A 24453-nucleotide genomic window follows, 5' to 3' on the forward strand; every position below is an offset into this window, starting at 1 on the left:
ATGGCACAACAGCCACGCGGCTCGCGCCGGCCCTGGCGATCTACGCTCTCGGTGACCTTCGTGCTCATCGTGGCCGGTCTGCTGTTCACCGCGAACGCCAGGTTGTCCGGGGGGGAAGAGAACCGCCACCCGGAGAACTTCGGCGAGCTGGTCCGCCAGGCGAGCGAGCACGGGGACGCCCTGCAGACCGACGTCGAGGCGCTGCGGACCTCGGTCGAGTCGCTCACCTCCACCCAGGACACGCGGGTCCCCGAGCTCGACCCCGAGCTCTCGGCCCGTTCGGGGGTCACGACCGGGCTCACAGCGGTGTCCGGGCCTGGACTGAGGGTCACCCTCCAGGACGCTCCCACCAACCGACCTCAGCCCGAGGACACCTTCGCCGACGACCTCGTGGTGCACCAGCAGGACCTCGAAGGTGTGATCAACGCGCTGTGGGCGGGAGGGGCCGAGGCGATGACGCTGCAGGGGCAGCGGGTGACGACGTTGACCGCGTTCCGCTGCGTCGGGAACGTCCTGTCCCTGCACGGCCGCGTGTACTCCCCGCCGTACGTCGTCGAGGTCATCGGTGACCCGGCGCGGCTGGAGAAGGCTCTCGAGGCCTCCCCGACAGTTACGATCTTCCAGGAGTACGTCGACGCGTACGGTCTCGGGTTCGAGGTTCGCACGCTCGACGATGTCACTCTCCCTGCCTACGACGGGGTGCTCACCCTCGAGCACGCTCGTGTCCCCGACGGAACGGATCTCTACCCATGACCGGGTCCCGACACTCGAGACCCACGCAGGGCATCGTCCTGCGGCTCACCGGCCTCGTCGGTGAGCTGCTCATCACCGCGGGGGTGCTGCTCGCCCTGTTCGTCGTGTGGCAGCTGTGGTGGACGGACGTCACCGCGGGCCGCGCGCGAGCCGAGACGCTGGCAGCCCAGGGCTGGGAGCCGCCGCCGGTGACAGTGCTGCCCCCGGCCGAGCTACCCCCTGAGGAACCGCCGGTGCTCGACCCGGTCCCGGAGGGCGAGACCTTCGGGCGCCTCTATGTGCCACGATTCGGCGCCGACTACGAGGTCCCCATCGCGTCCGGGATCGACAAGCACACGATCCTCGACACCGGCAACGTCGGGCACTATCCGGAGACGGCGATGCCGGGGGACCTGGGGAACTTCTCCGTGTCGGGGCACCGCACAACCTATTCCAAGCCGTTCAACCAGATCGCCGAGCTCCAGCCGGGAGACCCGATCGTCGTGCGAACCGAGGACTACTGGTACGTCTACGAGGTCACGGACTCCCTCATCGTCATGCCGAGCAACGTCGAGGTGATCTCCCCGATCCCAGGGCTCCTGCCCGGTGAGGTGATCCCCGAGCTCACCGAGCGGTACATCACCATGACAAGCTGTCACCCGATGTTCTCCGCGCGGGAGCGCTACATCACCCATGGGGTGTTCTCGTACTGGATGCCGGTCTCCGCAGGAACACCTGCCGAGCTCGGGCTCCCCGTGGAAGGTGGACAATAATGTACGCACTGCTCTGGCGCGCGCTGCCCGGCCCGGTGTGGGTGCGGGTGATCCTCCTCGTCATGCTCGCTGCGGCAGTCGTCCTCGTCTGCTTCCAGTGGGTGTTCCCGCAGATCGCCGACTACATGCCGTTCAACGACCAGACCGTGGGGTGAAGGACATGACAAGAATCCTCGTCGTCGACAACTACGACTCCTTCGTCTACACGATCGTGGGATACCTCAACCAGCTGGGCGCCGAGACCGTCGTCGTGCGCAACGACGCCGTCCCCGACCTCGCCGACCGCACGGAGTTCGACGGTGTGCTGGTCTCCCCCGGCCCGGGGACCCCGGCCGAGGCAGGGGCGAGCCTGCAGGTGATCCGTGACTGCGCGGCGACCGGGCTGCCGATGCTCGGGGTGTGCCTGGGGCACCAGGCCCTCGGAGAGGCCTTCGGAGCCACGGTGACCCATGCCCCCGAGCTCATGCACGGCAAGACCAGCCGCGTCGAGCACGACGGCCAAGGTGTCTTCGCCGGTCTGGCGGACCCCTTCACCGCCACCCGGTACCACTCCCTCGCGGTCGTCACCGGCACGGTGCCCGACGAACTCGTGGTGACGGCGGAGGTCGCGACCGAGCAGGGGCGCATCATCATGGGTCTGCAGCACCGCACGCTGGCCCTGCACGGTGTGCAGTTCCACCCCGAGTCGGTCCTCACCGAGGGCGGCCACCGCCTCTTCGCCAACTGGCTGGAGATCTGCGGCTCGAAGGACGCCGTCGCGCGGGCACAGGGTCTCGCTCCGCTGGTCCGGCGCTAGCAGCCACCAGCCGGGGGCACCTCTCCCCGACGACCCCTCGGGCTGCCCGACGACGAAGGGCCCCACCGGATTCCGGTGGGGCCCTTCGCGTCGGACCGTTCAGTCAGCCCTGGTGGTCACTGAGCCGTCGTCTAGTCGTCCTTCTTGCCCTTGTCGGCCTTGGAGCTGTCCGGGCTGGCGTCGTCGGGTGCGGTCGGCTGGTTTGCCGGGTCGTTGGCCCCGTTCGAGACGAACAGCAGCACCTCGGAACCGATGTCGACCTGGACGCCGCCCTGCGGGCTGGTGTCCTCGACGACGCCGGTGGGCGCGGTGTTCGCACGTTCGCCCAGCCGGGTGACCCCCACGAGCCCGGACGCCGCCAGGGCGGACTTGGCGTCCGCCTCGGTCATGTTCACGAGGTTGGTGGGGATGGCCACGGTCGTGGGGACGATCTCCACGGCGACATAGATGGTGACGACGGACCGTTGGGCGACGCGGCCCGGGGCGGGGTCCTGGCGGACGACCGTGTTGACCGCGTTCTCGCTGGGCTCCTCCTCGATCTTTGCCGTGAGACTGAGGTCGGCGAGAGTCGACTGTGCGTCCTCTGCGGTCAGGCCCGTGAGGTCGATCAGGTCGACGAAGCCGTTCGAGACGAACAGCTTGATCGGGGTCCCCGCGTCCTCGACCGTGCCGGCTTGCGGCTCGGTGCGGGTCACGGCGTCAGCCGCTATCGTGTTGCTGTTCTCGGACGTGATCCCGGCGGCGATGGTGAAGCCGTCTCTGGTCAGCGCATCGATCGCCTGCTCTTGGGTCAGGCCGGTGACATCAGGGACGGCGACGGCCTCGGCCCCGCTGGAGAACCAGAGCTCGATCGTCGTGTCCGACTCCATCGCGGAACCCTCGTCGGGTTCGCTGCGGATGAACAGGCCGGCCTCGATCTCGGTGCTCTTCTCGTTGCTGTTCTTGATGAGCGCCTCGTCGAAGCCGTTGGCGACCAGCTCGGCCTTGGCCTGGTCAAGGGTCATGCCGGCCAGCGACGGAACGGTGAGCGTGGTGATCTGGTCCTTCTCGTCGTCTCCGCCGCCGAGCAGCAGCATGGTCGCGATCGCGGCCACCGCCACCACCGCGAGGGCGATGAGCGCCCACAGCAGACCGCGGTGACGGGGCTTGTCGTCCTCGTCCTCGGCGTCCATGGGGGACAGCGCCGGTTGCGCGCCCGCGGCGCCGAGCGGTGCCCAGGCGGGGACCACCTGGGTGGCCGGGCCGGACGTCGCGGCGCTGAACACCTCGGTGGCGTTCTCCTGGGCGAGCGGGGCAGCTGCCGCGGCGGTGACGGTGCTCAACGACGCTGCGGCCAGCTCCCCACCGCGGATGGCGGCCTCGAGGTCGGCGCGGAACTCCGCGGCGCTGCCGTAGCGCGAGGTCCGCTCCTTGGCGAGGGCCTTGAGCGTGACCCGGTCGAGGGTCTCGGGGATGTCGGAGGCGATGCTGCTGGGGCTGACCGGGGCCTCCCGGACGTGCTGGTAGGCGACCGAGACGGGTGAGTCACCGGTGAACGGCGGCCGGCCGGTGAGCAGCTCGAAGAGCAGGCACCCGGTCGAGTAGAGGTCGCTGCGGGCGTCGACGCTCTCCCCGCGGGCCTGCTCGGGGGACAGGTACTGCGCGGTCCCGATGACGGCCTGCGTCTGGGTCATGGTCGCCGCGGAGTCGGCCAGCGCACGGGCGATCCCGAAGTCCATGACCTTGATCGCGCCGGTGGGCGTGAGCATGACGTTCGCGGGCTTGATGTCGCGGTGGACGATGCCGGCGTGGTGGGAGTACTCGAGGGCTGAGAGCACCCCGGAGGTGATCTCCACGGCCTCCTCGATGGGCACGGCGTTGCCGTCCCGGAGGATGTCGCGGACCGTGTGTCCTTCGACGTACTCCATGACGATGAACGGGACGTGCGAGGTCGCCCCGCCCGGCTCGAGGAAGGTGTCCTCGCCGGTGTCGTAGACGGCGACGATGGCCGGGTGGTTCAGCGCTGCGGCCGACTGGGCCTCCCGGCGAAAACGCGCCTGGAAGGAGGGGTCTCGGGCCAGGTCTGAGCGCAAGATCTTGATGGCCACGGTGCGACCGAGACGGTTGTCATGGCCGATATGAACCTCGGCCATGCCACCGCGGCCGATGAGCTCACCGACCTCGTAACGGCCCGCAAGAATGCGGGGTGTCTGGTCAACCACTACGTGTCCTTAGGTGTTGTCGGTGGTGGCGGGATCGAGGGGTTCGACTCCGTCACTTGGAAGATCATCGCATCCAAGTCATCCACGCTGGTGAATTGTACTGACAGCAGGACCTCTTGGGCAGGGGCTGCCCGAGCAGATTCTGGTGATCTGTCGTCACCGACCGCCTTGACGATCGTGGCGATGACGACGATGAGCACAAGGAGAAGGAGAGCCAGGGTCGGCCAGCCGAGCTTGCCGATCCGCAGCCCGGTGGTCGTGGAGGTCCGCCGGGGCGGAGCGGCGGACCGTGCAGGGGGTCTGCTGGCGGGCCGGTCCGTCGACCGTGCGCCGTCGCGGGTGGGCAGCCCCTGGCGCGGCGTCTGGCGTGGCCGCTGCGTCCCCGAGCGCGTGGGTGCTGAGCGGGGTGTCGCGTGCGTGGTCGACCGGGTGTGCCCCTCGCCGGCCGCGCTGCGCGGCGCGACGGCGCGCAGCGCGGCGGGCGGGGTGGCGATGCTGGCCTCGTCCCGCGGGGCAGGCCCCGGCATCCCCGGCAGGTCGGCCGGCCACCCGGCCTCGCCGACGGCGCGGCGAGACACCGGGGGCTGTCCCTCGCCGCTGGCGAGCGATCCGGGCGCGGGGGAGGGACCCGCCTCGCCGGCGGGCAGCGGGCTCCGGGTGCGCCGGCTGCGGTCCTGCTCCGAAGCGATCCGGGCGTTCGTGCGGGTGGTCGCTGGCGGTTCCCTGACGGCTCGTGCGTCGTCGGGGGCGCTGCTCGCGTCAGCGGGGTCCTGACGGGCCCGTCGGGGGGTGGGGCCGGTCAGTGCGGGCCGGTCCTCCCCGGGCACGGAACCCCGGGCGCCGTGCCGTCCGGCCCGCGGGTCGTCGCTGCGCCGGCGCAGCCCGCTGCCCCACGGGTCGGCGGCGATCTCCTGGGCCAGCAGGTCGAAGTTGCGCGCGAGGATCGCGCCGCTGCGTGGGCGGTCGAGCGGGTCCTTCTCGAGCATCCGCATGACGAGGTCGGCGAAGCCGGCGTGGATCGTCGCCGGGAGCGGCGGGACGGGCTCGTTCACGTGCGCGACGGCGATGTCCACGGGCGTGGCGCCGGTGAACGGGCGGTTCCCCACGATCGACTCGTAGGCGACCACCCCGAGGGCGTAGACGTCCGAGGCGCCGGTGGCGGCCTTGCCGATCGCCTGCTCGGGGGAGAGGTACTGGGCGGTGCCCATGACCATGCCGGCGGCGGTCATCGGGACCTGGTTCGCGGCCAGCGACACCCCGAAGTCGGTGATCTTCACCTCGCCGCCGCGCTCGAGCAGGATGTTGCCGGGCTTGACGTCACGGTGTACCACGCCGGCGACGTGCGCGGCGTGCAGCGCGCGGGCGGTCTGCGACAGGATCGACAGCAGCCGCAGGACCGGCAGGACGGGTTCGCGCTCGAGGAGGTCGGACATGGGTTCGCCCTGGACGAGCTCCATGACGAGGTATCCGGACCCCTGCTGCTCGCCGTAGTCGTAGAGCTGAGCGATGTTGGAGTGGGACAGGGCGGCGCTGTTGCGGGCCTCGGTCCGCAGGCGGTCGAGGAAGTCGGCGTTGCCGGCGTACTCCTCCTTGAGGACCTTCACCGCGACGTCCCGGGCGAGGGACTCGTCGTGCGCGACCCAGACCTCACCCATACCGCCGACGGCGATCAGGCGGACCAGGCGGTAACGACCGCCGAGGGCCATCCCTGCTGCGGGCTTCACTGGGAGATCACCGCTTCCATGACTGCGCGGGCGATGGGCGCGGCGACCCGGCCACCGGTGGCCTCGCTGCCGGCGTCCCCGCCGTTCTCGAGGATGACCGCGACAACCACCTCCGGGTCGTTCGCGGGGGCGAAGGAGGTGAACCAGGCGTGCGGTGCGGCGCCCGCGACGGTCTCGGCGGTCCCGGACTTCCCGGCCACCTGCACGCCGGCGATCTGCGCGGACGTCCCGGTACCGGACTGCACCACGCCGACCATCATGTCGCGCAGGTTGTGCGCGGTCGCCGCGTCGATCGGCGTGGACAGGACGGAGGGCTCGGCGGAGAAAGCCGTGGACAGGTCCGGGGTCCGCACACCCTTGATGAGGTACGGGGTCATGATCTTGCCGTCGTTGGCGATCGCCGCGGAGACGAGCGCTACCTGCAGCGGGGTGACCCGGACGTCGAGCTGGCCGATGGCCGACAGCGCCGTCTGCGCGTCGTCCAGCGGCTTGCCGTCGATCTCGGTGAGATACGCGCTCGGGGTGACCGGCATCGGGATGGACAGCGGCTCTCCGAAGCCGAAGGCGTCCGCCTGAGCCCCGAGGGCAGGCGCGCCGACGTCGATGCCGAGCTGGGCGAAGGCGGTGTTGCAGGAGATCCGCAGCGCGTCGGCGAGGGTCATGGTCCCGGTCGGTGAGCACGAGGTGCCCCCGAAGTTGTTGAGCGTGGCGCTGGACCCAGGGAGCTGGAGCTGGTCGGGTGCCGGGATCTGGGAGTCCAGGGTCACGGTGGAGGTCTCCAGACCGGTGGCGGCGGTGACCAGCTTGAAGGTCGACCCGGGCGGGTAGAGGTTCCCGGCGATGGACTTGTTGATCAGCGGGTCGCCCTCGGCGGCGTTGAGCGCCTCGTACGTGGCCCTGACCTCGCTGATCGTGTGGGATGCCAGGGTGTTGGGGTCGAAGCTCGGCTTGGAGACCATCGCGAGGATCTCCCCCGTCCGGGGGTTGAGCGCGACGACGGCTCCGCGCTGGTCGCCCAGGGCGTCCCACGCGGCCTGCTGGGCGACGGGGTCGAGGGTCAGCTCGACGGCCGACCCCTGCGGGTCCTCACCCGAGATGAGGTTCTGCAGGCGGTTCCACCACAGCGAGTCGGAGCTGCCGTTGAGGTAGTCGTTGGCGTACCGCTCGATCCCGGTCCGCCCGTAGATGACGGAGTAGTAGCCGGTCACGGCGGCGTAGAGCTCACCCTGCGGGTAGGTCCGCTGGTAGGCGTAGGCGTCGTCGGCCGGGACTGACTCCGCGATCGGTTCGCCGGCGACGAGGATCGGACCGCGGTTCGTGCCGAACTCTCGGTAGAGGGTGCGCACGTTGCGAGGGTCGGCGTTGAGCTCGGGCGCGGTGACGAACTGGATCCAGGTGCTGGAGACCATGAGGATGAGGAACATCGCGAGCATGACGATCGCGACCCGGCGGAGGGGGACGTTCACTGGTCCACCGCCCGGATGATCTCGGTGGCGTCACCAGTGGCGTCACCAGTGGCGTCACCGGAGGCGGGGTCGGACGTGGGGATGGACTGGGTGCTGGGGCGGTGCGCGTCGGGGTGGGTGCGCTCGGCGTGGGCGAGGGCCGCGTCGTCGGGCACGAGGGCCTGACGGGACCTGCCGGAAGGGCTCGGGGCGGGGGTGCCGCGCAGCGGGAGCGGCGTGGGGCGCCGGGCGTTGTCGCTGATCCGCAGCAGCAGCGCCACGATGATCCAGTTGGCCAGCAGCGAGGAGCCGCCGTAGGCGAGGAACGGCATGGTCAGACCGGTGACCGGGATGACTCGGGTGACCCCGCCCACCACGACGAAGCACTGCCAGGCGACGACGAAGGCCAGCCCACCGGCGAGGAGCTTGCCGAAGCCGTCCCGGGTGCCGATCGCGATCCGCATGCCGCGCTCGACGAGCACCAGGTACATGACGAGGATCGCGATGATCCCGGTGAGGCCGAGCTCCTCCCCGAGGGAGGCGAAGATGAAGTCGGAGAAGGCGTACGGCACCAGGTCGGGTCGACCGTTGCCCCAGCCGGTCCCCATCAGCCCGCCGTTCGCCATGCCGAACATGCCCCGCACGAGCTGGCCGGACCCGCCGAACTGCGCGCCGAAGACCTCGGGGTCGAAGGCGTTGAGCCAGCCGTCGAACCGACCCTTGACGTGTGGGAAGGATGTGGCGGCCAGGGTCGCCCCAGCGGCGAAGAGCGTCAGGCCGATGATCACCCAGCTGATCCGCTCGGTCGCGATGTAGAGCATCGCCACGAACAGCCCGAAGAACAGCAGCGACGTCCCGAGGTCACGCTCCAGGACGAGCACGGCGATCGAGGCGAGCCACACGACGATGATCGGCCCGAGGTCGCGGACCCGGGGCAGCTGCAGGCCCAGGACCTTGCGCCCGGCGAGGGTGAGGGTGTCCCGGTTGGTGACCAGGTACCCGGCGAAGAACACCGCGAAGGCGATCTTCGCGAACTCGGCCGGCTGCAGGGAGGCCGGCCCCAGGCCGACCCAGATCCGGGCTCCGTTGATCTGCTTGCCCAGGCCGGGGACGAGCGGCGCCACGACCAGGACGAGACCGACGATCATCGCGGTGTAGGTGTATCTGCGCAGGGTGCGGTGGTCGTGCAGGATCCACACCACGGCGGCGGCGGCGACGATGCCCAGGGCGGTCCATCCGAGCTGGCGGGTGGACAGCCCCGGGTCGCCGCCCTTGAGCTGGCTCGCGAGGTCGAGCCGGTAGATCATCGCCAGGCCCAGCCCGTTCAGCCCGACGGCGATCGGCACGAGCACCGGGTCGGCGAAGGGCGCGCGCCATCGCACGACGAAGTGGAGCCCGAAGCCGAGCGCCGTCATGCCGAAGGTGAGCACGTAGAAGTTCCCCGGGAGCCGACCCTCCATGCCCAGCCCGACCAGGGCGTACGCGCCCACGCCGAGGGTGAGGGCCAGGACGAGGAGGCCGAGCTCGCTGGCCCGACCGCTGCGAACCCGGCCGGGCTCAACCGTTGCCATCAGGAGGTGCCACCGGCGTCTGCGACGAGGTTGGCGACCCTGGCCCGCGCGTCGTCGAGGGAGGTGGCCCGGATCGTCCGGTCGAGCTGGCCGGTGACGAAGGTGTCGAGCTCGTCGGTGCTCAGGTCAGACGTCTCCACGACCGAGGACAGCTCGATGGGCCCCACGGACTGGGCGATCCCACGGAAGATGGCCACCTGCCCGTTCTCGACGCCGACGTAGTACTGCGTCTGGGTCCAGCGGTAGGCGAAGAACCCGCCGGTGGCGAGCATGGCCGCCAGGACGAGGATCGTCACGAGCGTCCACACCCAGCGGTGCCCGGAGGCCTCCTCCTCCAGATCCGAGGAGGTGACCGCGTTGTTGGCGGCGGGCTTGGCCGATCGCTTGGCCGCCTTCGCCTCGGCGCGGCGCAGCGCGCGGTCCTCCTTGGCTGCCCGACGCCGGTCGCGGCTGCTCAGGGGCACGTCGGCCTGGTCCTCGGCCACGTCCTCGACGGGGGTGGGGGCGGGGAGCTCCTTGACGGCGACCGGCGCGCTGCGGGCGCCGGAGTCGGTGAGGGCACCGACGGTCGCGCGGGCTTCCGCGAGCAGCGCGGCAGCGCGGGCGGCCGGGCCGTCCGCGGCCACCGTGGGGTCGTCCCGGCTCAGGGCCACGGACCCGACGACCTGGACCCCGGAGTGCGGGCCGGCGCCGTCGGGCAGGTCGTCGAGGTCGAGGATGTCGGCGACGATGCACGTGATGTTGTCGGAGCCACCGGCACGCAGCGCGAGCTGGATGAGGCGCTCGGCGCACTCGTCGACGTCGCTGACCTCGGAGAGGGTGCGCTCGAGGGTCGGCAGGCTGACGAACCCGCTCAAGCCGTCCGAGCAGAGCATCCACCGGTCGCCCGGGCGGGCCTCCCGCACGGAGAGGTCGGGGTTGAGGTCGAGGTCGAAGTCGCCCAGGACCCGCATGACCACGGACCGCTGCGGGTGGTGCTCGGCCTCCTCGGCGGTGATCTTGCCGGTGTCGACGAGGTGCTGGACGAAGGTGTGGTCCTTGGTGACCTGGGTCAGCACCCCGGCGCGGAGCACGTACGCCCGGGAGTCGCCCATGTGGGCCATCGCGAGCTTGTTCCCGGAGCGGAGCAGCGCGGTGACGGTCGTGCCCATGCCGCTGAGCTCGGAGTCCTCACGGGCCCGGCGCACCAGCTCGAGGCGGGCGGTCTCGATCGCCCGCTCGAGCCGCTCGAGGATCTCTCCGGAGCCGAAGGCCTCACCGTCAAGCGGGGCCAGCGACGCGACCGTGAGCGAGGAGGCGATGTCGCCACCGGCGTGCCCGCCCATCCCGTCGGCGACGAGCAGCAGGTGCGGACCGGCGTAGGCGGAGTCCTGGTTGTTGGACCGGACCAGCCCGACGTCGGAGCGTGCGGCGTACCGCAGTGCGATGGTCATGACTACCTCTGCAGCTCGACGACGCTCTGCCCGATGCGGACCTGGACTCCGGGGACGAGCGGGGTGGGCGTGGTCACTCGTTGCGCTCCGATGAACGTGCCGTTGGTCGACCCCAGATCCTCGAGGATCCACTGGTCGCCGGACGGGAAGATCCTGGCATGGCGGGAGGAGGAATAGTCGTCGTCGAGCACGAGAGTACAGCTGGGGGCGCGGCCGATGAGGATCGCCGATGTCGACAGCGGGAGTGTGGTCCCGCGCAGCGGACCCTCGGACACGACCAGCCGGGTCGGGCGGGGGCGGGCGGGCGGGGCGGGGTGCCGCGTGCCCGGCGCGCTGCCGCGAGGGAGCGGAGGCGTGTTGGCGGGGGCCGGCTTCTCCCGCGACCCGCCCTTGCGGGAGGTGATGCGGGTGCCGTAGAGGTCGCGGCGGAGGACGCGCACGACGGAGTAGACGAATACCCACAGCAGGACCAGGTAGCCCAGCCGCAGCAGGGTCATCGTCAGTTCGCTCATGCGGGGGAAGTCACCAGTCCCCGTTGGCAGCGTCGTCGGTCACGCCGGTCCAGAACATGATCCGCGTCCGTCCGATGGTGAGCGAGTTGCCGTCGAGCAGCGTGGCGGCCGGGACCTGGTGGCCCTCGACGAAGAGTCCGTTGGTCGAGCCCATGTCGGTGGCCACGACGCCGTCGGGAGTGACCCGGATCTCGAGGTGTCGGCGCGAGACGCCGGGATCGTCGACGACGATGTCCGCCTCGGCGCCGCGCCCGATGACCGTGACCGGCCCGGTGAGCAGGTAGCGCTGGCCGTCGATGTCGACGAGGGGGTGGCGTGAGCTGGGTGCGGCCGACGTGGCCGGGGCGACCGCGCCGCGGGCGGTCGAGGAGCGGACCTCGAAGCGGCCGACCTCGAGACCGTCGACCTCTTCGAAGGTCACCGTGACGGGGCCGACGAAGGCGTAGTGCTGGGTGCCTGCGTACTGGGTGACGTTGGTCGCGAGCTCGTCGGCGAGGGCTTCCGCGCCCCATCCCTCGACCTGGGCGAAGTCGTCGACGGAGAGGGAGATGGTGAACTCGTTGGGCACCACGGTCCGCTCGCGGTCGACGGCTGCGGCACGGTCGTCGACCTCGCGCCGCAGCGCGCTGGCCATCTCGACGGGCTTGAGCTCGCTGCGGAACACCCGGGCGAAGGTGTTGTTCACTGCGCGCTCTACGCTCTTCTCGAAGCGATCGAGGACTCCCATGGCACCTCCTCCCGTCTGACCAGCGTGGTTTGTGCAATCGCGTGCCGCACCTATGATTACTACAGTCGCTTCCGAGTTGATGGTCGCGACGCGCAGTGTCTCTGGCTCATCGTATAGACCTCACGAGCGCAGTGATGCAAATGGTAGTAGTACAGCGTAGGCGTGGTAATGTTCGACGTCGCGCGTGAGTGGCGGAATGGCAGACGCGCTGGCTTCAGGTGCCAGTGCCCGTAAGGGCGTGGGGGTTCAAGTCCCCCCTCACGCACAAGACCCGCAGTTCGGGTCATTGTGGTGAAAGGCCCCGATCGAGGAAACTCGATCGGGGCCTTTCGTGTTTCTCGGACGTTCCCGGGCCCGTCTGTGCCGCTCCGGGGGCGATTGAGTGGGTTGTGTGCGGACCCTGTGGCGCCGCGTCCGGGCGTCCAGACCGTGAACACCCGCAAGGTCGTCCGTGGACACCGCCGGGGGTCGGGCCTGCTCTCAGTGCGCCGTGTAGGGCTCCGGCTCCGGCAGTCCGGCAGCCGCGCGGACCTGGCGGGAGTAGCCCTCGATCGAGCGGAGAGCGTCGACCACGTCTGCGGCGGTGACCGGGAACGGCATGTTCGCCATCGTCTCGCCCTCGGCCGTCGCGGCCTCGGCCACGCCTCGCAGGTCGTCGAGGTCGGAGACCGACAGGCCGATCTCCGTGAGGGTGTTGGGCAGACCGACCCGGGTGGTGAAGACGATGAAGTCGTTGATCTCCTGGGTGGGAGCGCCCTCCAGGACCAGCTGGGTGACCGACCCGATGTTGACCTTCTGCCCGTGCGTGAGGCCGTGCGTCTGGCGGGCGGCGGTGAGGCCGTTGTGGATCGCGTGCGCGGCGGCCAGTCCACCGGACTCGAACCCGAGGCCGGAGAGCAGGGTGTTGGCCTCGACGAGCTTCTCCACGGCTGGAGTGACGAGGTGGTCCCGCACGGCTGCGATCGCGGGCAGCGCGTTCTCCCAGATGAGGTCCCAGGACAGCCGGGCCAGGGCAGCTCCGGCCTCCGTCTGCAGGCCACCGGCCATCGTCGCGGCGTGAGCGCGCTGCGTCGCGCGGGCCTCGAGCCAGGTGGCCAGGGCGTCGCCGACCCCCGCCACGAGGAACCTGACCGGAGCGTCCGCGACGAGCTGGGTGTCCACCAGGACAAGATCGGGGTTGCGCGGGAAGAAGCGGTACTCCTCGAAGGCGCCGTCCTCGGTGTAGATGACGGCGAGGGCCGACGTCGGCGCATCGGTCGAGGCGACCGTGGGAGCCGAGACCCACCGGATGCCGGCGATGAACCCGGCGGCCTTGACCGCGTCGATCGTGCTCCCGCCACCGATGCCGATCGCCACGTCGGCGTGGGCCGCCTCGATCGAGCTGACCAGCCGCTCGACCTCCGCCGCGGTCGCGAGTCCGGTGAAGGACTCGCGCTCCACCGTCAGGCCGGCCGCCGCGAACGACGCTGTCACCTGGTCTTTCACCAGCCCCCAGACGACGTCGTCGGCCACCACGAGCGGCGTGGACCCGATCTGGGCGGTGAACTCACCCAGGCGCGACATCGCGCCCTTCGCCTGGACGTAGCGAGCGGGGCTGATGATCGTGCGGACGGCGACTGGCGTGGACATGGGAACTCCTCAGGGGTCGTGAGGGCGTGGTCCCTCCACAGTAGGACGGAGCCCCGGCCGGCGCCGGGTGACAGGTTGTGCCACGGCGGCGACAGGTTGTGCGCCGCGCTGGGAGCGCGCGCGGCCGGGAATGGTCTACTAACGCGAACGCGTGCGCCACCCCGGTCGAACGAGGCACCAACGACGCACCCTCGACCCCCGCCCCCGAGGAGACTCACCCATGTCCGTAGAACTCACCGCATTTGAGAAGGCGTCGCTGCTGAGCGGGGCCTCCGTCTGGGAGAGCCGAGCGGTCCCACGGGCCGGGATCCGGTCGCTCATCCTCGCGGACGGTCCCCACGGCGTGCGGCGCCAGGTGGGCTCCTCCGACCACCTGGGGATCAACGCCTCGAGCCCGGCCACCTGCTTCCCGACCGCCGTCACGGTCGCGAGCACGTGGAACCCGGCACTGGCCGAGGAGATCGGCGAGGCCCTCGGGGCGGAGGCGTCCAACCTCGGCGTCGACGTGCTGCTCGGTCCGGGTCTGAACATCAAGCGCAGCCCGCTGTGCGGACGCAACTTCGAGTACTTCTCCGAGGACCCGTTCCTGTCCGGCTCGCTGGCCGCCGGCTACGTCCGGGGCATCCAGTCGCAGGGCGTGGCCGCCTGCCCCAAGCACTTCGCCGTCAACAGCCAGGAGCACCGGCGCATGACGTCGGACTCGGTGGTCGACGAGCGGACGCTGCGCGAGATCTACCTCGCAGCCTTCGAGAAGGTCGTCCGCGAGGCGGCCCCGCGCACCATCATGTCCAGCTACAACCTCGTGGACGGCACCTTCGCGAGCGAGAGTCGTCACCTGCTCCAGGACATCTTGCGCGACGAGTGGGGCTTCGACGGCGCCGTCATCACCGACTGGGGCGGCGGCAACGACCCCGTCGCCGCAGCCCTGGCCGGGGGCACCCTGGAGATGCCCTCGCCCGGCTTCGACTCGGTGCGCCAGATCCTCGCCGCGATCGAGGACGGGAGCCTCAAGGAGAGCGACCTGGACCCGCGCGTCGCGGAGATCCTCGCCCTCGGTGAGTGGGCCGAGGGCCGTCAGGCACGGCCCGTGGACCATGACGCGCACCACGCCCTGGCGCGTCGTGCCGCAGCGGCGGGGCACGTGCTGCTCCGCAACGAGCAGGGCGTGCTCCCGCTCACCCCGGGTACGCGGGTCGCGGTGATCGGTGACTTCGCGACGACGCCCCGCTACCAGGGCGCCGGCTCGTCCCTGGTCAACCCGACGCGGCTGACCATCCCGGCCGAGGCGCTCGCCTCCTCCGGTCTGGACGTCGTCGCCTCGGCCCAAGGATTCCAGCGCTCGGGCGCCGCGGACGTCGCCCTGCGCGACGAGGCGGTCCTGGCGGCGCAGGGGGCCGACGTCGTGCTGCTCTTCCTCGGTCTCGACGAGGTGTCCGAGTCCGAGGGGCGCGACCGCGCCCACATGAAGCTTCCGGACAACCAGGTGGCGCTGCTCCGGGCGCTCGACGCCGCGGGCACGGCCGTCGTCGTCGTCCTGGCGGCGGGATCTCCGGTCGAGATGCCGTGGCTGGAGAGCACCCGGGCGCTGCTGCACGGCTTCCTGGGCGGGCAGGCCGGCGCTGAGGGCACGGTCGACGTGCTCACCGGTCGCGTCAACCCGTCCGGCCGCCTCGCCGAGACCTACCCCGTGCGGCTCGAGGACACCCCCGCGCACCGCTGGTACGGCGCGGACGACGTCCTGGAGTACCGGGAGGGGCTGTTCGTGGGTTACCGCTACTACTCGACCGCAGGGGTTCCGGTGCTCTTCCCCTTCGGGTTCGGGCTCAGCTACACCACCTTCGAGTACTCCGACCTCTCGGTCACCGAAGGCGGCGCGACCTTCACGGTGCGCAACACCGGCGCCCGCACCGGAGCCGAGGTCGCCCAGGTCTACGTCGCCCGCGAGAGCGACGGCATCCACCGCCCGGCCCGCGAGCTCAAGGGCTTCGCCCGCGTCGAGCTGGCCCCGGGGGCCTCGCGCACGGTCACCGTGCCGCTCGACGAGCGAGCCTTCGCCCACTACGCCACCGAACGTGGGGACTGGGCGATCGAGCGCGGCACCTACGCCGTGCTCGTGGGCTCCAACGTCACCGACACCCCGCTGCGGGCGACGCTCGACGTCGACGGCGTCGAGCCGGCGCCCGACGCGGCCCTGCTGCCGAGCTACGCCGCGGCCACGATCACGGACGTCTCCGACGCCGAGTTCGAGTCGCTGCTGGGCCGTCCGCTGACCGTCGCGGTCCACGAGCCGCTGCTCGGTCTCAACGACCCGCTGCTCGCGATGCGGGCGGCACGGAGCCCGTTGGCACGCCTCGCGGCCCGGATCCTGCGGTCGCTGGAGATGCGGGCCGAGCGTCGCGGGACCCCGGACCTCAACCTCTTCTTCCTGCAGAACATGCCGCTGCGCGCCATCGCGAAGATGACCAACGGTTCGGTCAGCACACCGATGGTCGAGGCGATCCTCACGATCGTCAACGGCAAGCACGTGCGCGGGATCGCTGCGCTCGCCGCGGCAGCCGTGCGCAACGCCCGGTCGACGCGCACGATGCGCCGCGCGCTCGCGGCAGGTCGCGATCCCCGCTGACCCCCACTCCCCCCCCGGCTGCCACCCGCCGCCCCGCGCTGACCAGCGCGGGGCGGCGGAGGTGGTAGCGGCGGAAAGGCCCTCCGCGGCACGGGGCGCCTGGTTCCGGCGACAGTCTGTGCGCTCGGATCGACAGGTTGTGGAGAAGAGCCCCAGGTCCGCTGCGAACTGGGCTGAGATGAGATCGCTGGGCTCCGGTAGTGGGACACCACATGTGCCATGGGCAGCACAGCCTCGCACGGACAGGGCGCGACTGTGACGTCGACCAGGTCCGCACGACAGTCAAAGGAGACACGCGTGTGTATCCGCATGTTCAGCGAAAGGGAAGGTCGATGAAGACTACGACGACGGCGACATCTCGCCACACGAAGGCCCGCGGCATCAAGGGCGCAGCACTGATCACGGGGATCGCCATGCTCGCGATCGCCGGTTGCAGCAGTGCCACCCCGGAGGAGAGCAAGACCGCCGCCGGTGGCGACGCGTTCACCACGCGGGAGGTCACCGACGGAAAGACGACGTTCACCGTGGTCACCAACCCCGGCGACGGCGCTGTCCTGTCCTACGGCGCGGACAGCGGGATCGAGCTGCTCACCGAGGACGTCGACGGGCAGAAGCTCGCGTTCAAGGACATGAACGCGAACGGCACGCTCGACGTCTGGGAGGACTGGCGCGTCGCCGCGAACGAGCGCGCCGCCGACCTTGCGTCCCAGCTGACCGTCGAGCAGATCTCCGGGCTGATGCTGTTCAGCTCGCACGAGCGGTCCCCCGCCGACGGCCTCACCGCCGCGCAGGAGACCTACCTGTCCGAGGACAAGCTCCGCAACGTGCTCAACGCGGGCGGGTCTGACGTGACCGAGAACGTCACCTGGGTCAACGCCGTGCAGGCGTACACCGAGTCGGTCGCCACGGCCGAAGAGCCCTACGTCCCGGCGAACTTCAGCTCCGACCCCCGCTCCGAGGCGCAGTCGGGCTCCAGCTACATCGAGACCGGTGCGGGTGTCTCGCTCTGGCCGTCGGTGCTGGGCCTCGCCGCGACCTTCGACGCCGAGACCGTCGAGGACTTCGGCCGCGTCGTGTCCGACGAGTACCGCGCACTGGGTATCTCCAACGCCCTGAGCCCGCAGATCGACCTCGCGACCGAGCCGCGCTGGCTGCGCGTGGCCGGCACGCTCGGGGAGAACCCGGAGCTCGCCGCCGAGCTGGCCACCGCCTACGTCACGGGCTTCCAGGGCACCTACGCCGAGGATGGCACCAACCAGGGCTGGGGCGAGAACAGCGTTCCCACGACCATCAAGCACGCACCGGGCGACGGTTCGGGCGAGGGCGGCCGCGAGTCGCACACCAGCGTGGGCAAGTACGCGATCCCGGGCGAGGGTCTCGACGACCACGCGTCCGTGTTCGCCGCCGCGACGGACTCGCTCGCGATGATGACGTCGTACTCGATCAGCCTCGGCGAGGACGGCAAGCCCGTCGCCGGCGACCAGGTGATCGGTACCGCGTACAACACCGAGCTCATGCGCCAGATCCGCGAGGACATCGGCTTCGAGGGCGCGATCGTCACCGACTGGGCCGTCATGACCGGCATCACCGACGAAGGCGCCTTCCTCGGCACCGCGTGGGGCGCCGAGGCCATGACCCCCGTCGAGCGTTACGTCGCGGTCCTCAAGAACGGCGTCGACATGTTCGGCGGCGTCAACACCGCTGAGTACATCCTCCAGGCCTACGACGCGTGGCAGGCTGAGTTCGAGGCCGGCACGGTCGACGTCGACGCCGACACGCGGTGGGCCGAGTCCGGCACCCGCATCCTCACGATGTCCTTCGCGCCCGGCCTCTTCGACGCTCCGTACGTCGAGCTCGAGGAGTCCCTCGCGACGGTCGGCTCCGCCGCGAACGTCGAGGCGGGCTTCAACGCCCAGCTCGAGTCCGTCGTCATGGTGAAGAACGACGGCACGGTCGCCGAGGCGGCCGAGGGCGACTGGTCGGACAAGACCGTCTACATCCCGCACACCTCCGACACGGGCATGGGCGGACTCTTCGGTCCCGCGGTCTACACCGAGGGAGCGTCGCTGAGCATCGAGGCGGCCGAGCAGATCTTCGGCACCGTCCTCACCGACACCTTCGAGCTCGACGCCGAAGGCGTCGTCGTCCCCGGTTCCGAGGTGGCACCGGACCTGTCCGAGGTCGACCTGGTGCTCGTCGGGCTCCGCTCGCCGAACAACGGCGGGCCGTTCAACGCGGCCGGCCAGGACGCCGAGACCAAGGCGTGGTACCCCCTCTCGCTGCAGTGGGCGCCGTACACTGCTGACGGTGCGAACGTGCGCACGACCTCGATCGGTGGCGACATCCTCGCGGACGGCACGAAGGAGAACCGCTCCTACTTCGGCAACACCTCGCGCATCTCGAACGAGTCGGACATCCACGCCTTCGAGCGTGCGGTCGCCGCAGTCGAGGCGTCCGGCCAGGACATCCCGCTGGTCACCATCGTCAAGGCGAACAACCCGGTCGTCCCGACCGAGTTCGAGGCCGCGTCCGACGCCGTCCTGGTCGGATTCGGTGTGAGCGACCTCGCGACGCTCACGGTGGCCGCAGGGCTGCACGAGCCCCAGGGGCGCCTGCCGATCGGTTTCCCGATCGACATGGACGCCGTCGAGGCGCAGTCCGAGGGAGTCGGTGAGGACATGGCGACCTACATCGACGCCGCTGCCAACGACTGGGCCTTCGGCTTCGGTCTGAACTACTCGGGCCCGATCGCGGACTGATCACCTCGAGCTCTGGCTGGGTGGCCGGCGACGGACGTCGTCGGCCACCCGGTCACCGGACCGGTGGACGCTCAGGCGCCCACGGACACCGGCAGGCACGACCGGTCGCGGGGAAAGCCTGCGGCCAGATCTCATCAAGGAGTAGACATGAAGCGCAACAAGATGCTGACCACCGGCCTCGGCCTGCTGATCGCCGGGACCGGCGCGTTCGGACTCGCGGCATGCAGCGGCGACGACAGCACCTCGGAGACGACCTCGGAGAGCTCCGCGGAGAGCACCCCGGTGGATGTCGACGTCGCCGAGGACCTCAAGAACGCCCAGACGGCCGTCGCTGACGCGCTGGCCGAGGACGACTCGTGGGGCCAGATCATGCTGGCGAGCGACGTCAAGGCGCCGACCGTGAAGTACGGCATGCTCGTGGTCCCCTACACCGCGTCAGACGCCGCCTCCCGTGTCCAGGGCACCGTCACGATCACCGACGGCGCGTACCTGATCGAGGCCGACTCGGCCGCCACCGGTGACACGTGGCAGATCGACCAGGACGGCACCATCACCGCGGTCTCGAAGTAGCTGTCGGGTCCCACACACCGACGACCTGATCACCGCTCGCACACGAGGAGGACCGCAGTGAACGCCAAGGCAGAGAACGCGCATCGCGACAAGAAGACGATGTCGAACAAGAAGTACCTGATGATCTGGGTCCCCGTGCTCGCCACGGCCACCGTGATCACCGTCGTCGCGAACGTGGCGCTCAACGTGGCCGGTGGTTGGGTCGCATCCCAGTACGGGTCCGGCACCTACGAGTTCACGAACGCCGAGGAGTCGGCCGGCTGGGACACCGAGTACTACACGTCCGACTTCGCGAACATCGACGAGGTCGACGAGGCCGCCAAGGCTCTCGTCGAGGAGATCTCCGGTGCAGGCATCGTCTTGGCAAAGAACGAGTCCGGCTCGCTGCCCCTCGCGGCAAGCTCGAGCGTGACGATGCTGGGCCGCGCGGCCGCTGACCCCGTCTTCGGCGGCTCCGGCTCCGGCTCCGTGGACACCAACTCCGCCGTCACCGCCCGTGGGGGCCTGGAGAACGCCGGGTTCGTGGTCAACGACCAGGTCTTCGCCACCATCGAGGCCTTCGCCGCCGAGAACCCGCGCGGCTACATCGAGATGGACAACCCCGGGGCCTCCACCTACACCATCGGTGAGCTGCCGGTCAGCGCGTACGAGGCGCAGTCCGCGTCGTTCGCGCAGTACTCCGACGCCGCCGTCGTGTTCGTCGGCCGTCCGGGTGGTGAGGGCGGTGACCTCACGCAGGACATGTCCGAGTGGGACGACAACGCCGAGGACGGTCAGCACCAGCTCGAGCTCAACAAGGACGAGCAGGACCTGATCGAGCTCGCCAAGACGAACTTCGAGACCGTGGTCGTGGTGGTCAACGCCTCGACGACGATCGAGATGGGCGCACTCCAGGACGACCCTGAGGTCGACGCGATCCTGCTGGCCGGCTCGCCGGGTGCGACGGGCCTCAACGCCCTCGGAGGTATCCTCACGGGCGACGTGAACCCGTCCGGGCGCACCGCGGACCTGTGGGCGGCGGACTTCACCGCCGACCCGACCTTCGCGAACTTCGGCGGTTTCGTCTACGACAACATCGAGGCGTCGTTCCCGGTCGCCGCGATCGAGACGGCCACCTCCAACGCCACGGTCACCTCCGACGCCCCGTTCGTCAACTACGCCGAGGGCATCTACTTCGGCTACCGCTACTACGAGACCGCCGCGGCCGAGGGCTTCATCGACTACGACGCGGCCGTCGTGTACCCCTTCGGGCACGGGCTGAGCTACACCGACTTCGCCTGGACCGTCGTGAGCACCGAGGCCGGCGACGTCGACGGGACCGTTTCGGTGACGGTCGAGGTGACGAACACCGGTGCCACTGCCGGCAAGGACGTCGTCGAGCTGTACTACACCGCCCCCTACACGGCCGGCGGCATCGAGAAGTCCGAGGTCGTCCTCGGTGGCTTCACCAAGACGCCCCTGATCGCCCCTGGAGCGAGCGAGACCGTCACGATCGACCTCGCCGTCGAGGCCATGGCCTCCTACGACCACCTGGACACCGCGGCCTACGTCCTCGAGGCAGGCGACTACTCGATCTCCCTGCGCACCGACTCCCACACTGTCGCCCCGGGCACGGAGCCGATCGTCTACACCGTGGACTCCGACGTCGTCTACTCCGGCGAGAACCACCGGTCCTCCGACCTCGCCGAGGTGACCAACCAGTTCGACGACGTCTCGGCGCAGTTCAGCGCCGAGCCGACCGAGGGCAAGATCCTGTCGATGTCGCGTGCAGACTTCGCCGGGACGTTCCCGACCGCCCCCACACCTGACCTCTTCGTCGCGGACGAGGCCGTCGTGGCCGGGTTCGAGGCCTGGGACACCGAGGCCATGGCTGCCGCGTTCGACGGCGAGGAGCCGACGACGGGCGAGCGGTCCGAGCTGGCCCTGATCGACCTGCGCGGCCTGCCCAAGGACGACCCGAAGTGGGACACCCTGCTCGACTCGATCTCGGTCGAGGACATGACCGGCATGCTGCTCAACGGCGCCTACCAGACGGCCGCGATCGGTTCGATCGCCAAGCCGCAGACGGTCGAGCCGGACGGGCCTGCGGGCCTCTCCTCCTTCATCAACTCCTCGATCAACGGAGTGGCCTACCCCTCGCAGGTCCTCATCGCTCAGACGTGGGACGTCGACCTCGGCACCGCGATGGGCACGATGATCGGCAACGAGGTGCTGCAGAAGGACCTCAACGGCTGGTACGCCCCGGCCGTCAACCTGCACCGCTCCCCCTTCGGTGGCCGCAACTTCGAGTACTACTCGGAGGACCCGTTCCTCTCCGGCGCGATGGCGACCTCGGTTTCCAACGGAGCCGCGGACAAGGGCGTCTACACGATGCTCAAGCACTTCGCGCTCAACGAGCAGGAGACGAACCGCGTCAACAACGGCATCGCGACCTGGGCGACCGAGCAGACGATCCGTGAGATCTACCTCAAGCCGTTCGAGATGGTCATCAAGGACACCTCGATGGACGTCCAGTACGTGTCCGACTCGGACGGGACCATCTCGGAGACGACGATCGGCGCCGGCGGGATCATGAGCTCCTTCAACCGGATCGGTGCGGTCTGGGCCGGTGGCTCGGAGGCGCTCATGACGAACGTGCTCCGCGGGGAGTGGGGCTTCGAAGGCTTCGCGATCTCCGACTTCAACCTCTACCCCTACATGAACCCGAACCAGAGCATCAGCGCCGGCACGGACCTCACGCTGACGTTCCAGCCGTCGAAGTCCTTCGGGGACACGACGTCGGCCAAGGCCGTGAGCGACATCCGGAGCGCGACCCACAACATCTTGTTCACGGTCGCCAACTCCAATGCCATGAACGGGATCGCACCCGGTGCCACGGTTGCCTACACCCCGCCCACCTGGGTCTACATCCAGATCGGCGCGTCGATCCTCATGGGGCTGCTCGTCGCGGGAGGCATCTTCATGGTGACCCGTCGCGTCCTGAAGCACCGCACGGCGGGGAAGTCCCTCTCCACCCCGGCGCCCGCACTCGCGGGAGCTGGCCGTACAGGCGACGACGCCTGAGCTGATCCTCGCTCCTCGTCGGGCCGGTGGTGTCCACCACCGGCCCGACGGGCAGGGGCACGTGTCCCAGATCTGAGGGACCAGTAGTGCGCGGGCGCTGCCGTCCGCAACCGATGTGCAGCGAAGGCGTCCACCAGGGCGCTGCCCGACACCTCTACCCGACGCATCTGATCCCCAGGAGCCATCATGGTCACCCGCATGCGCGCAGCGTGGCGCCGTTTCGCCGACAAGCGTCCCGGAACCGCCCAGTTCCTCGTGTTCCTCGTCCTGAGCAACGGCATCACCGCGCTCCAGCTGGCCCTCATGCCCCTGTTCCGGTGGATCTTCGGCAAGACCGCGCTGGTGGACACGACGTTCCAGTTCTGGCAGATCGGCTCCAACCCCGACGGGTCGCCCTACTGGGTGTTCGACCATGTGGCCGGCGCCCTGCCCGAGGGCGGGGGCGGGCTGGCGTACTTCCTGGCCGTGCAGGTCACCCTGCTCATCGCGCAGGTGATCAACTTCTTCGCTCAGCGGACCATCACGTTCAAGTCCAACTCCTCCATCACCAAGGCCGCCTCCTGGTACGCGATCGCCTACGTGATCATCACCCTCGCCGCCGCCGCGCTGCAGGGCCTGTACCGGACCCCGGTCTACGACCTGTTCATCAACACCTGGGGCCTGGGCGGCACCGGGGAGACCCTCGCTGACGTCGTCACGATGATCATCAACTCGGCGATCTCCTTCTGGGTCTTCTTCCCGATCTTCAAGGTGATCTTCAAGCGTGATCCCGCACTCGAGCCCGACGCCGAGCCCGACGCCGATCCCGCTGCCGATCCCGCAGTGACCTCCGTCGGACCGACGGGTGCGGTCTCATGACCACGAAGCTGCTCACCGTCATCGTGCCGAGCTACAACTCGGCGGACTACCTGCACCGCTGCCTCGACTCGCTCCTGCCGGGGCCCGCCGACACGGAGGTCGTGGTCGTGGACGACGGATCGAGCGATGCGACGGCCCAGATCGCCCACGGGTACGCCGAGCGCTTCCCGCACATCGTCCGGGTGATCTCCAAGCGCAACGGCGGCCACGGGTCGGCGATCAACGCCGGCCTCGCCGTCGCCCGCGGGCACTACCTCAAGGTCGTCGACTCCGACGACTGGGTGGACCGGGATGCGTACGCGTCGTTGCTCAGCATGCTCCGGCAGCGGGCGGAGCAGGGCGAGGCGGAGATCGACGTCGTCGTGAGCAACTTCGTCTACGAGAAGGACGGCAAGCGCACCAAGCGCGCGGTCCGCTACCACGACGTGCTGCCCGTGGGGAAGGTCTTCGACTGGGACGACGTCGAGGCCTTCGGGGTGTCGCAGTACATCCTCATGCACTCCCTCGTCTATCGCACCGGGCTGCTGCGCGAGTGCGAGCTGCTGCTGCCCGAGCACACCTTCTACGTCGACAACCTCTACGCGTACGTGCCGCTCGCCCACGTGCGCACGATGTACTACCACGACGTCGACCTGTACCGATACTTCATCGGACGGGCCGACCAGTCCGTCAACGAGAGCGTCATGATCTCCCGCCTGGACCAGCAGCTGCGCGTCAACCGGATGATGCTGGCGCACCTGCAGGAGGTGCGCAGCCGCGCCGACGTGTCCAAGGGACTGGTGCGCTATCTCGTGCACTACGCGAAGATCGTCTCGGCCGTGTCCTCGGTGCTGCTGGCCCGGGCAGGAACCCCGGCCGCTCTCCAGGAGCGTGACCGGTTCTGGCGCGAGGTGCGGGCGGCTGACCCGTGGCTGTACTCCCGGCTGCGGTCGCGCTCGGTGATGGGCCAGGTCGCGAACCTCCCCGGACGGCCCGGTCGCGGCCTGTCGGTGCTGGCCTACCTCGTGGCGCAGCGGGCGGTCGGCTTCAACTGAGCC

Annotated in this window: 18 protein-coding genes and 1 tRNA gene; 11 read left to right on the forward strand and 8 right to left on the reverse strand. The window is 69.9% G+C overall.

Annotated features, from left to right (window positions below):
- The 4 genes from ACWA15_RS00140 to ACWA15_RS00155 are packed head-to-tail and all read left to right on the forward strand — an operon-like array spanning position 1 to position 2301.
- Entirely contained in the window at positions 1-753 is a 753-nt protein-coding gene (locus tag ACWA15_RS00140; RefSeq protein WP_464057162.1) for a DUF881 domain-containing protein, read from the forward strand.
- A complete protein-coding gene (locus ACWA15_RS00145) occupies positions 750-1505 on the forward strand; it encodes a class E sortase (protein ID WP_464057163.1) in 756 nt (251 codons plus the stop codon). Before ACWA15_RS00140 ends, ACWA15_RS00145 begins: the two co-directional genes overlap by 4 nt.
- Positions 1505-1660: a hypothetical protein gene (locus ACWA15_RS00150; RefSeq protein ID WP_464057165.1), complete on the forward strand. Its 156-nt coding sequence runs from the start codon at positions 1505-1507 to the stop codon at positions 1658-1660. The genes ACWA15_RS00145 and ACWA15_RS00150 overlap by 1 nt, the downstream gene beginning before the upstream one ends.
- 5 nt (positions 1661-1665) lie before the next feature.
- Positions 1666-2301 carry an aminodeoxychorismate/anthranilate synthase component II gene (locus ACWA15_RS00155; RefSeq protein ID WP_464057167.1) on the forward strand — a complete coding sequence of 212 codons (636 nt, stop codon included), beginning with the start codon at positions 1666-1668 and terminating at the stop codon, positions 2299-2301.
- A gap of 131 nt (positions 2302-2432) precedes the next feature.
- On the opposite strand, the gene pknB is transcribed toward ACWA15_RS00155, so the two are convergent.
- From pknB to ACWA15_RS00190, 7 genes are read right to left on the reverse strand one after another with little or no spacing between them, the layout of a single operon-like run.
- Complete coding sequence (gene pknB / locus ACWA15_RS00160; RefSeq protein ID WP_464057168.1) at positions 2433-4502, reverse strand: Stk1 family PASTA domain-containing Ser/Thr kinase; 2070 nt, start codon at positions 4500-4502, stop codon at positions 2433-2435.
- A complete protein-coding gene (locus ACWA15_RS00165; protein WP_464057170.1) occupies positions 4502-6226 on the reverse strand; it encodes a serine/threonine-protein kinase in 1725 nt (574 codons plus the stop codon). The genes pknB and ACWA15_RS00165 overlap by 1 nt, the downstream gene beginning before the upstream one ends.
- On the reverse strand, positions 6223-7692 hold the full coding sequence (locus ACWA15_RS00170; RefSeq protein WP_464057171.1) for a peptidoglycan D,D-transpeptidase FtsI family protein: 1470 nt from the start codon (positions 7690-7692) through the stop codon (positions 6223-6225). The genes ACWA15_RS00165 and ACWA15_RS00170 overlap by 4 nt, the downstream gene beginning before the upstream one ends.
- Positions 7689-9242, reverse strand: coding sequence for an FtsW/RodA/SpoVE family cell cycle protein (locus ACWA15_RS00175; protein WP_464057173.1), 1554 nt, complete (start codon positions 9240-9242; stop codon positions 7689-7691). Before ACWA15_RS00175 ends, ACWA15_RS00170 begins: the two co-directional genes overlap by 4 nt.
- Positions 9242-10675 carry a PP2C family protein-serine/threonine phosphatase gene (locus tag ACWA15_RS00180; RefSeq protein ID WP_464057174.1) on the reverse strand — a complete coding sequence of 478 codons (1434 nt, stop codon included), beginning with the start codon at positions 10673-10675 and terminating at the stop codon, positions 9242-9244. Before ACWA15_RS00180 ends, ACWA15_RS00175 begins: the two co-directional genes overlap by 1 nt.
- A gap of 2 nt (positions 10676-10677) precedes the next feature.
- Positions 10678-11187, reverse strand: coding sequence for an FHA domain-containing protein FhaB/FipA (locus tag ACWA15_RS00185; RefSeq protein WP_464057176.1), 510 nt, complete (start codon positions 11185-11187; stop codon positions 10678-10680).
- 10 nt (positions 11188-11197) lie between these two features.
- A complete protein-coding gene (locus ACWA15_RS00190) occupies positions 11198-11914 on the reverse strand; it encodes an FhaA domain-containing protein (RefSeq protein WP_464057178.1) in 717 nt (238 codons plus the stop codon).
- A gap of 182 nt (positions 11915-12096) precedes the next feature.
- Between ACWA15_RS00190 and ACWA15_RS00195 the strand changes: the two genes are divergently transcribed.
- A tRNA-Leu gene (locus ACWA15_RS00195) sits at positions 12097-12179 on the forward strand.
- A gap of 215 nt (positions 12180-12394) precedes the next feature.
- Here the strand turns inward: ACWA15_RS00195 and ACWA15_RS00200 are convergent.
- The gene (locus tag ACWA15_RS00200) at positions 12395-13543 is read right to left on the reverse strand and encodes a glycerol dehydrogenase (RefSeq protein WP_464057179.1); all 1149 of its coding nucleotides are present in this window, start codon (positions 13541-13543) and stop codon (positions 12395-12397) included.
- A gap of 220 nt (positions 13544-13763) precedes the next feature.
- Between ACWA15_RS00200 and ACWA15_RS00205 the strand changes: the two genes are divergently transcribed.
- From ACWA15_RS00205 to ACWA15_RS00230, 6 genes are all read left to right on the forward strand, one after another.
- Complete coding sequence (locus ACWA15_RS00205; protein ID WP_464057180.1) at positions 13764-16166, forward strand: glycoside hydrolase family 3 C-terminal domain-containing protein; 2403 nt, start codon at positions 13764-13766, stop codon at positions 16164-16166.
- A 332-nt stretch (positions 16167-16498) separates the two neighbouring features.
- Positions 16499-18925 (forward strand): glycoside hydrolase family 3 N-terminal domain-containing protein, encoded by a 2427-nt coding sequence (locus ACWA15_RS00210; RefSeq protein WP_464057181.1) that lies wholly within the window; start codon positions 16499-16501, stop codon positions 18923-18925.
- A gap of 147 nt (positions 18926-19072) precedes the next feature.
- On the forward strand, positions 19073-19495 hold the full coding sequence (locus ACWA15_RS00215) for a hypothetical protein (protein WP_464057182.1): 423 nt from the start codon (positions 19073-19075) through the stop codon (positions 19493-19495).
- Between the two features lie 57 nt (positions 19496-19552).
- Positions 19553-22558, forward strand: coding sequence for a glycoside hydrolase family 3 protein (locus ACWA15_RS00220; RefSeq protein ID WP_464057184.1), 3006 nt, complete (start codon positions 19553-19555; stop codon positions 22556-22558).
- A 186-nt stretch (positions 22559-22744) separates the two neighbouring features.
- Positions 22745-23416, forward strand: a complete 672-nt coding sequence (locus ACWA15_RS00225; protein ID WP_464057185.1) for a hypothetical protein — start codon at positions 22745-22747, stop codon at positions 23414-23416.
- Positions 23413-24450, forward strand: coding sequence for a glycosyltransferase family 2 protein (locus ACWA15_RS00230; protein WP_464057186.1), 1038 nt, complete (start codon positions 23413-23415; stop codon positions 24448-24450). Before ACWA15_RS00225 ends, ACWA15_RS00230 begins: the two co-directional genes overlap by 4 nt.
- Positions 24451-24453: the final 3 nt, after the last annotated feature.

This window comes from Sanguibacter sp. TS_SC_8 (assembly GCF_055361235.1).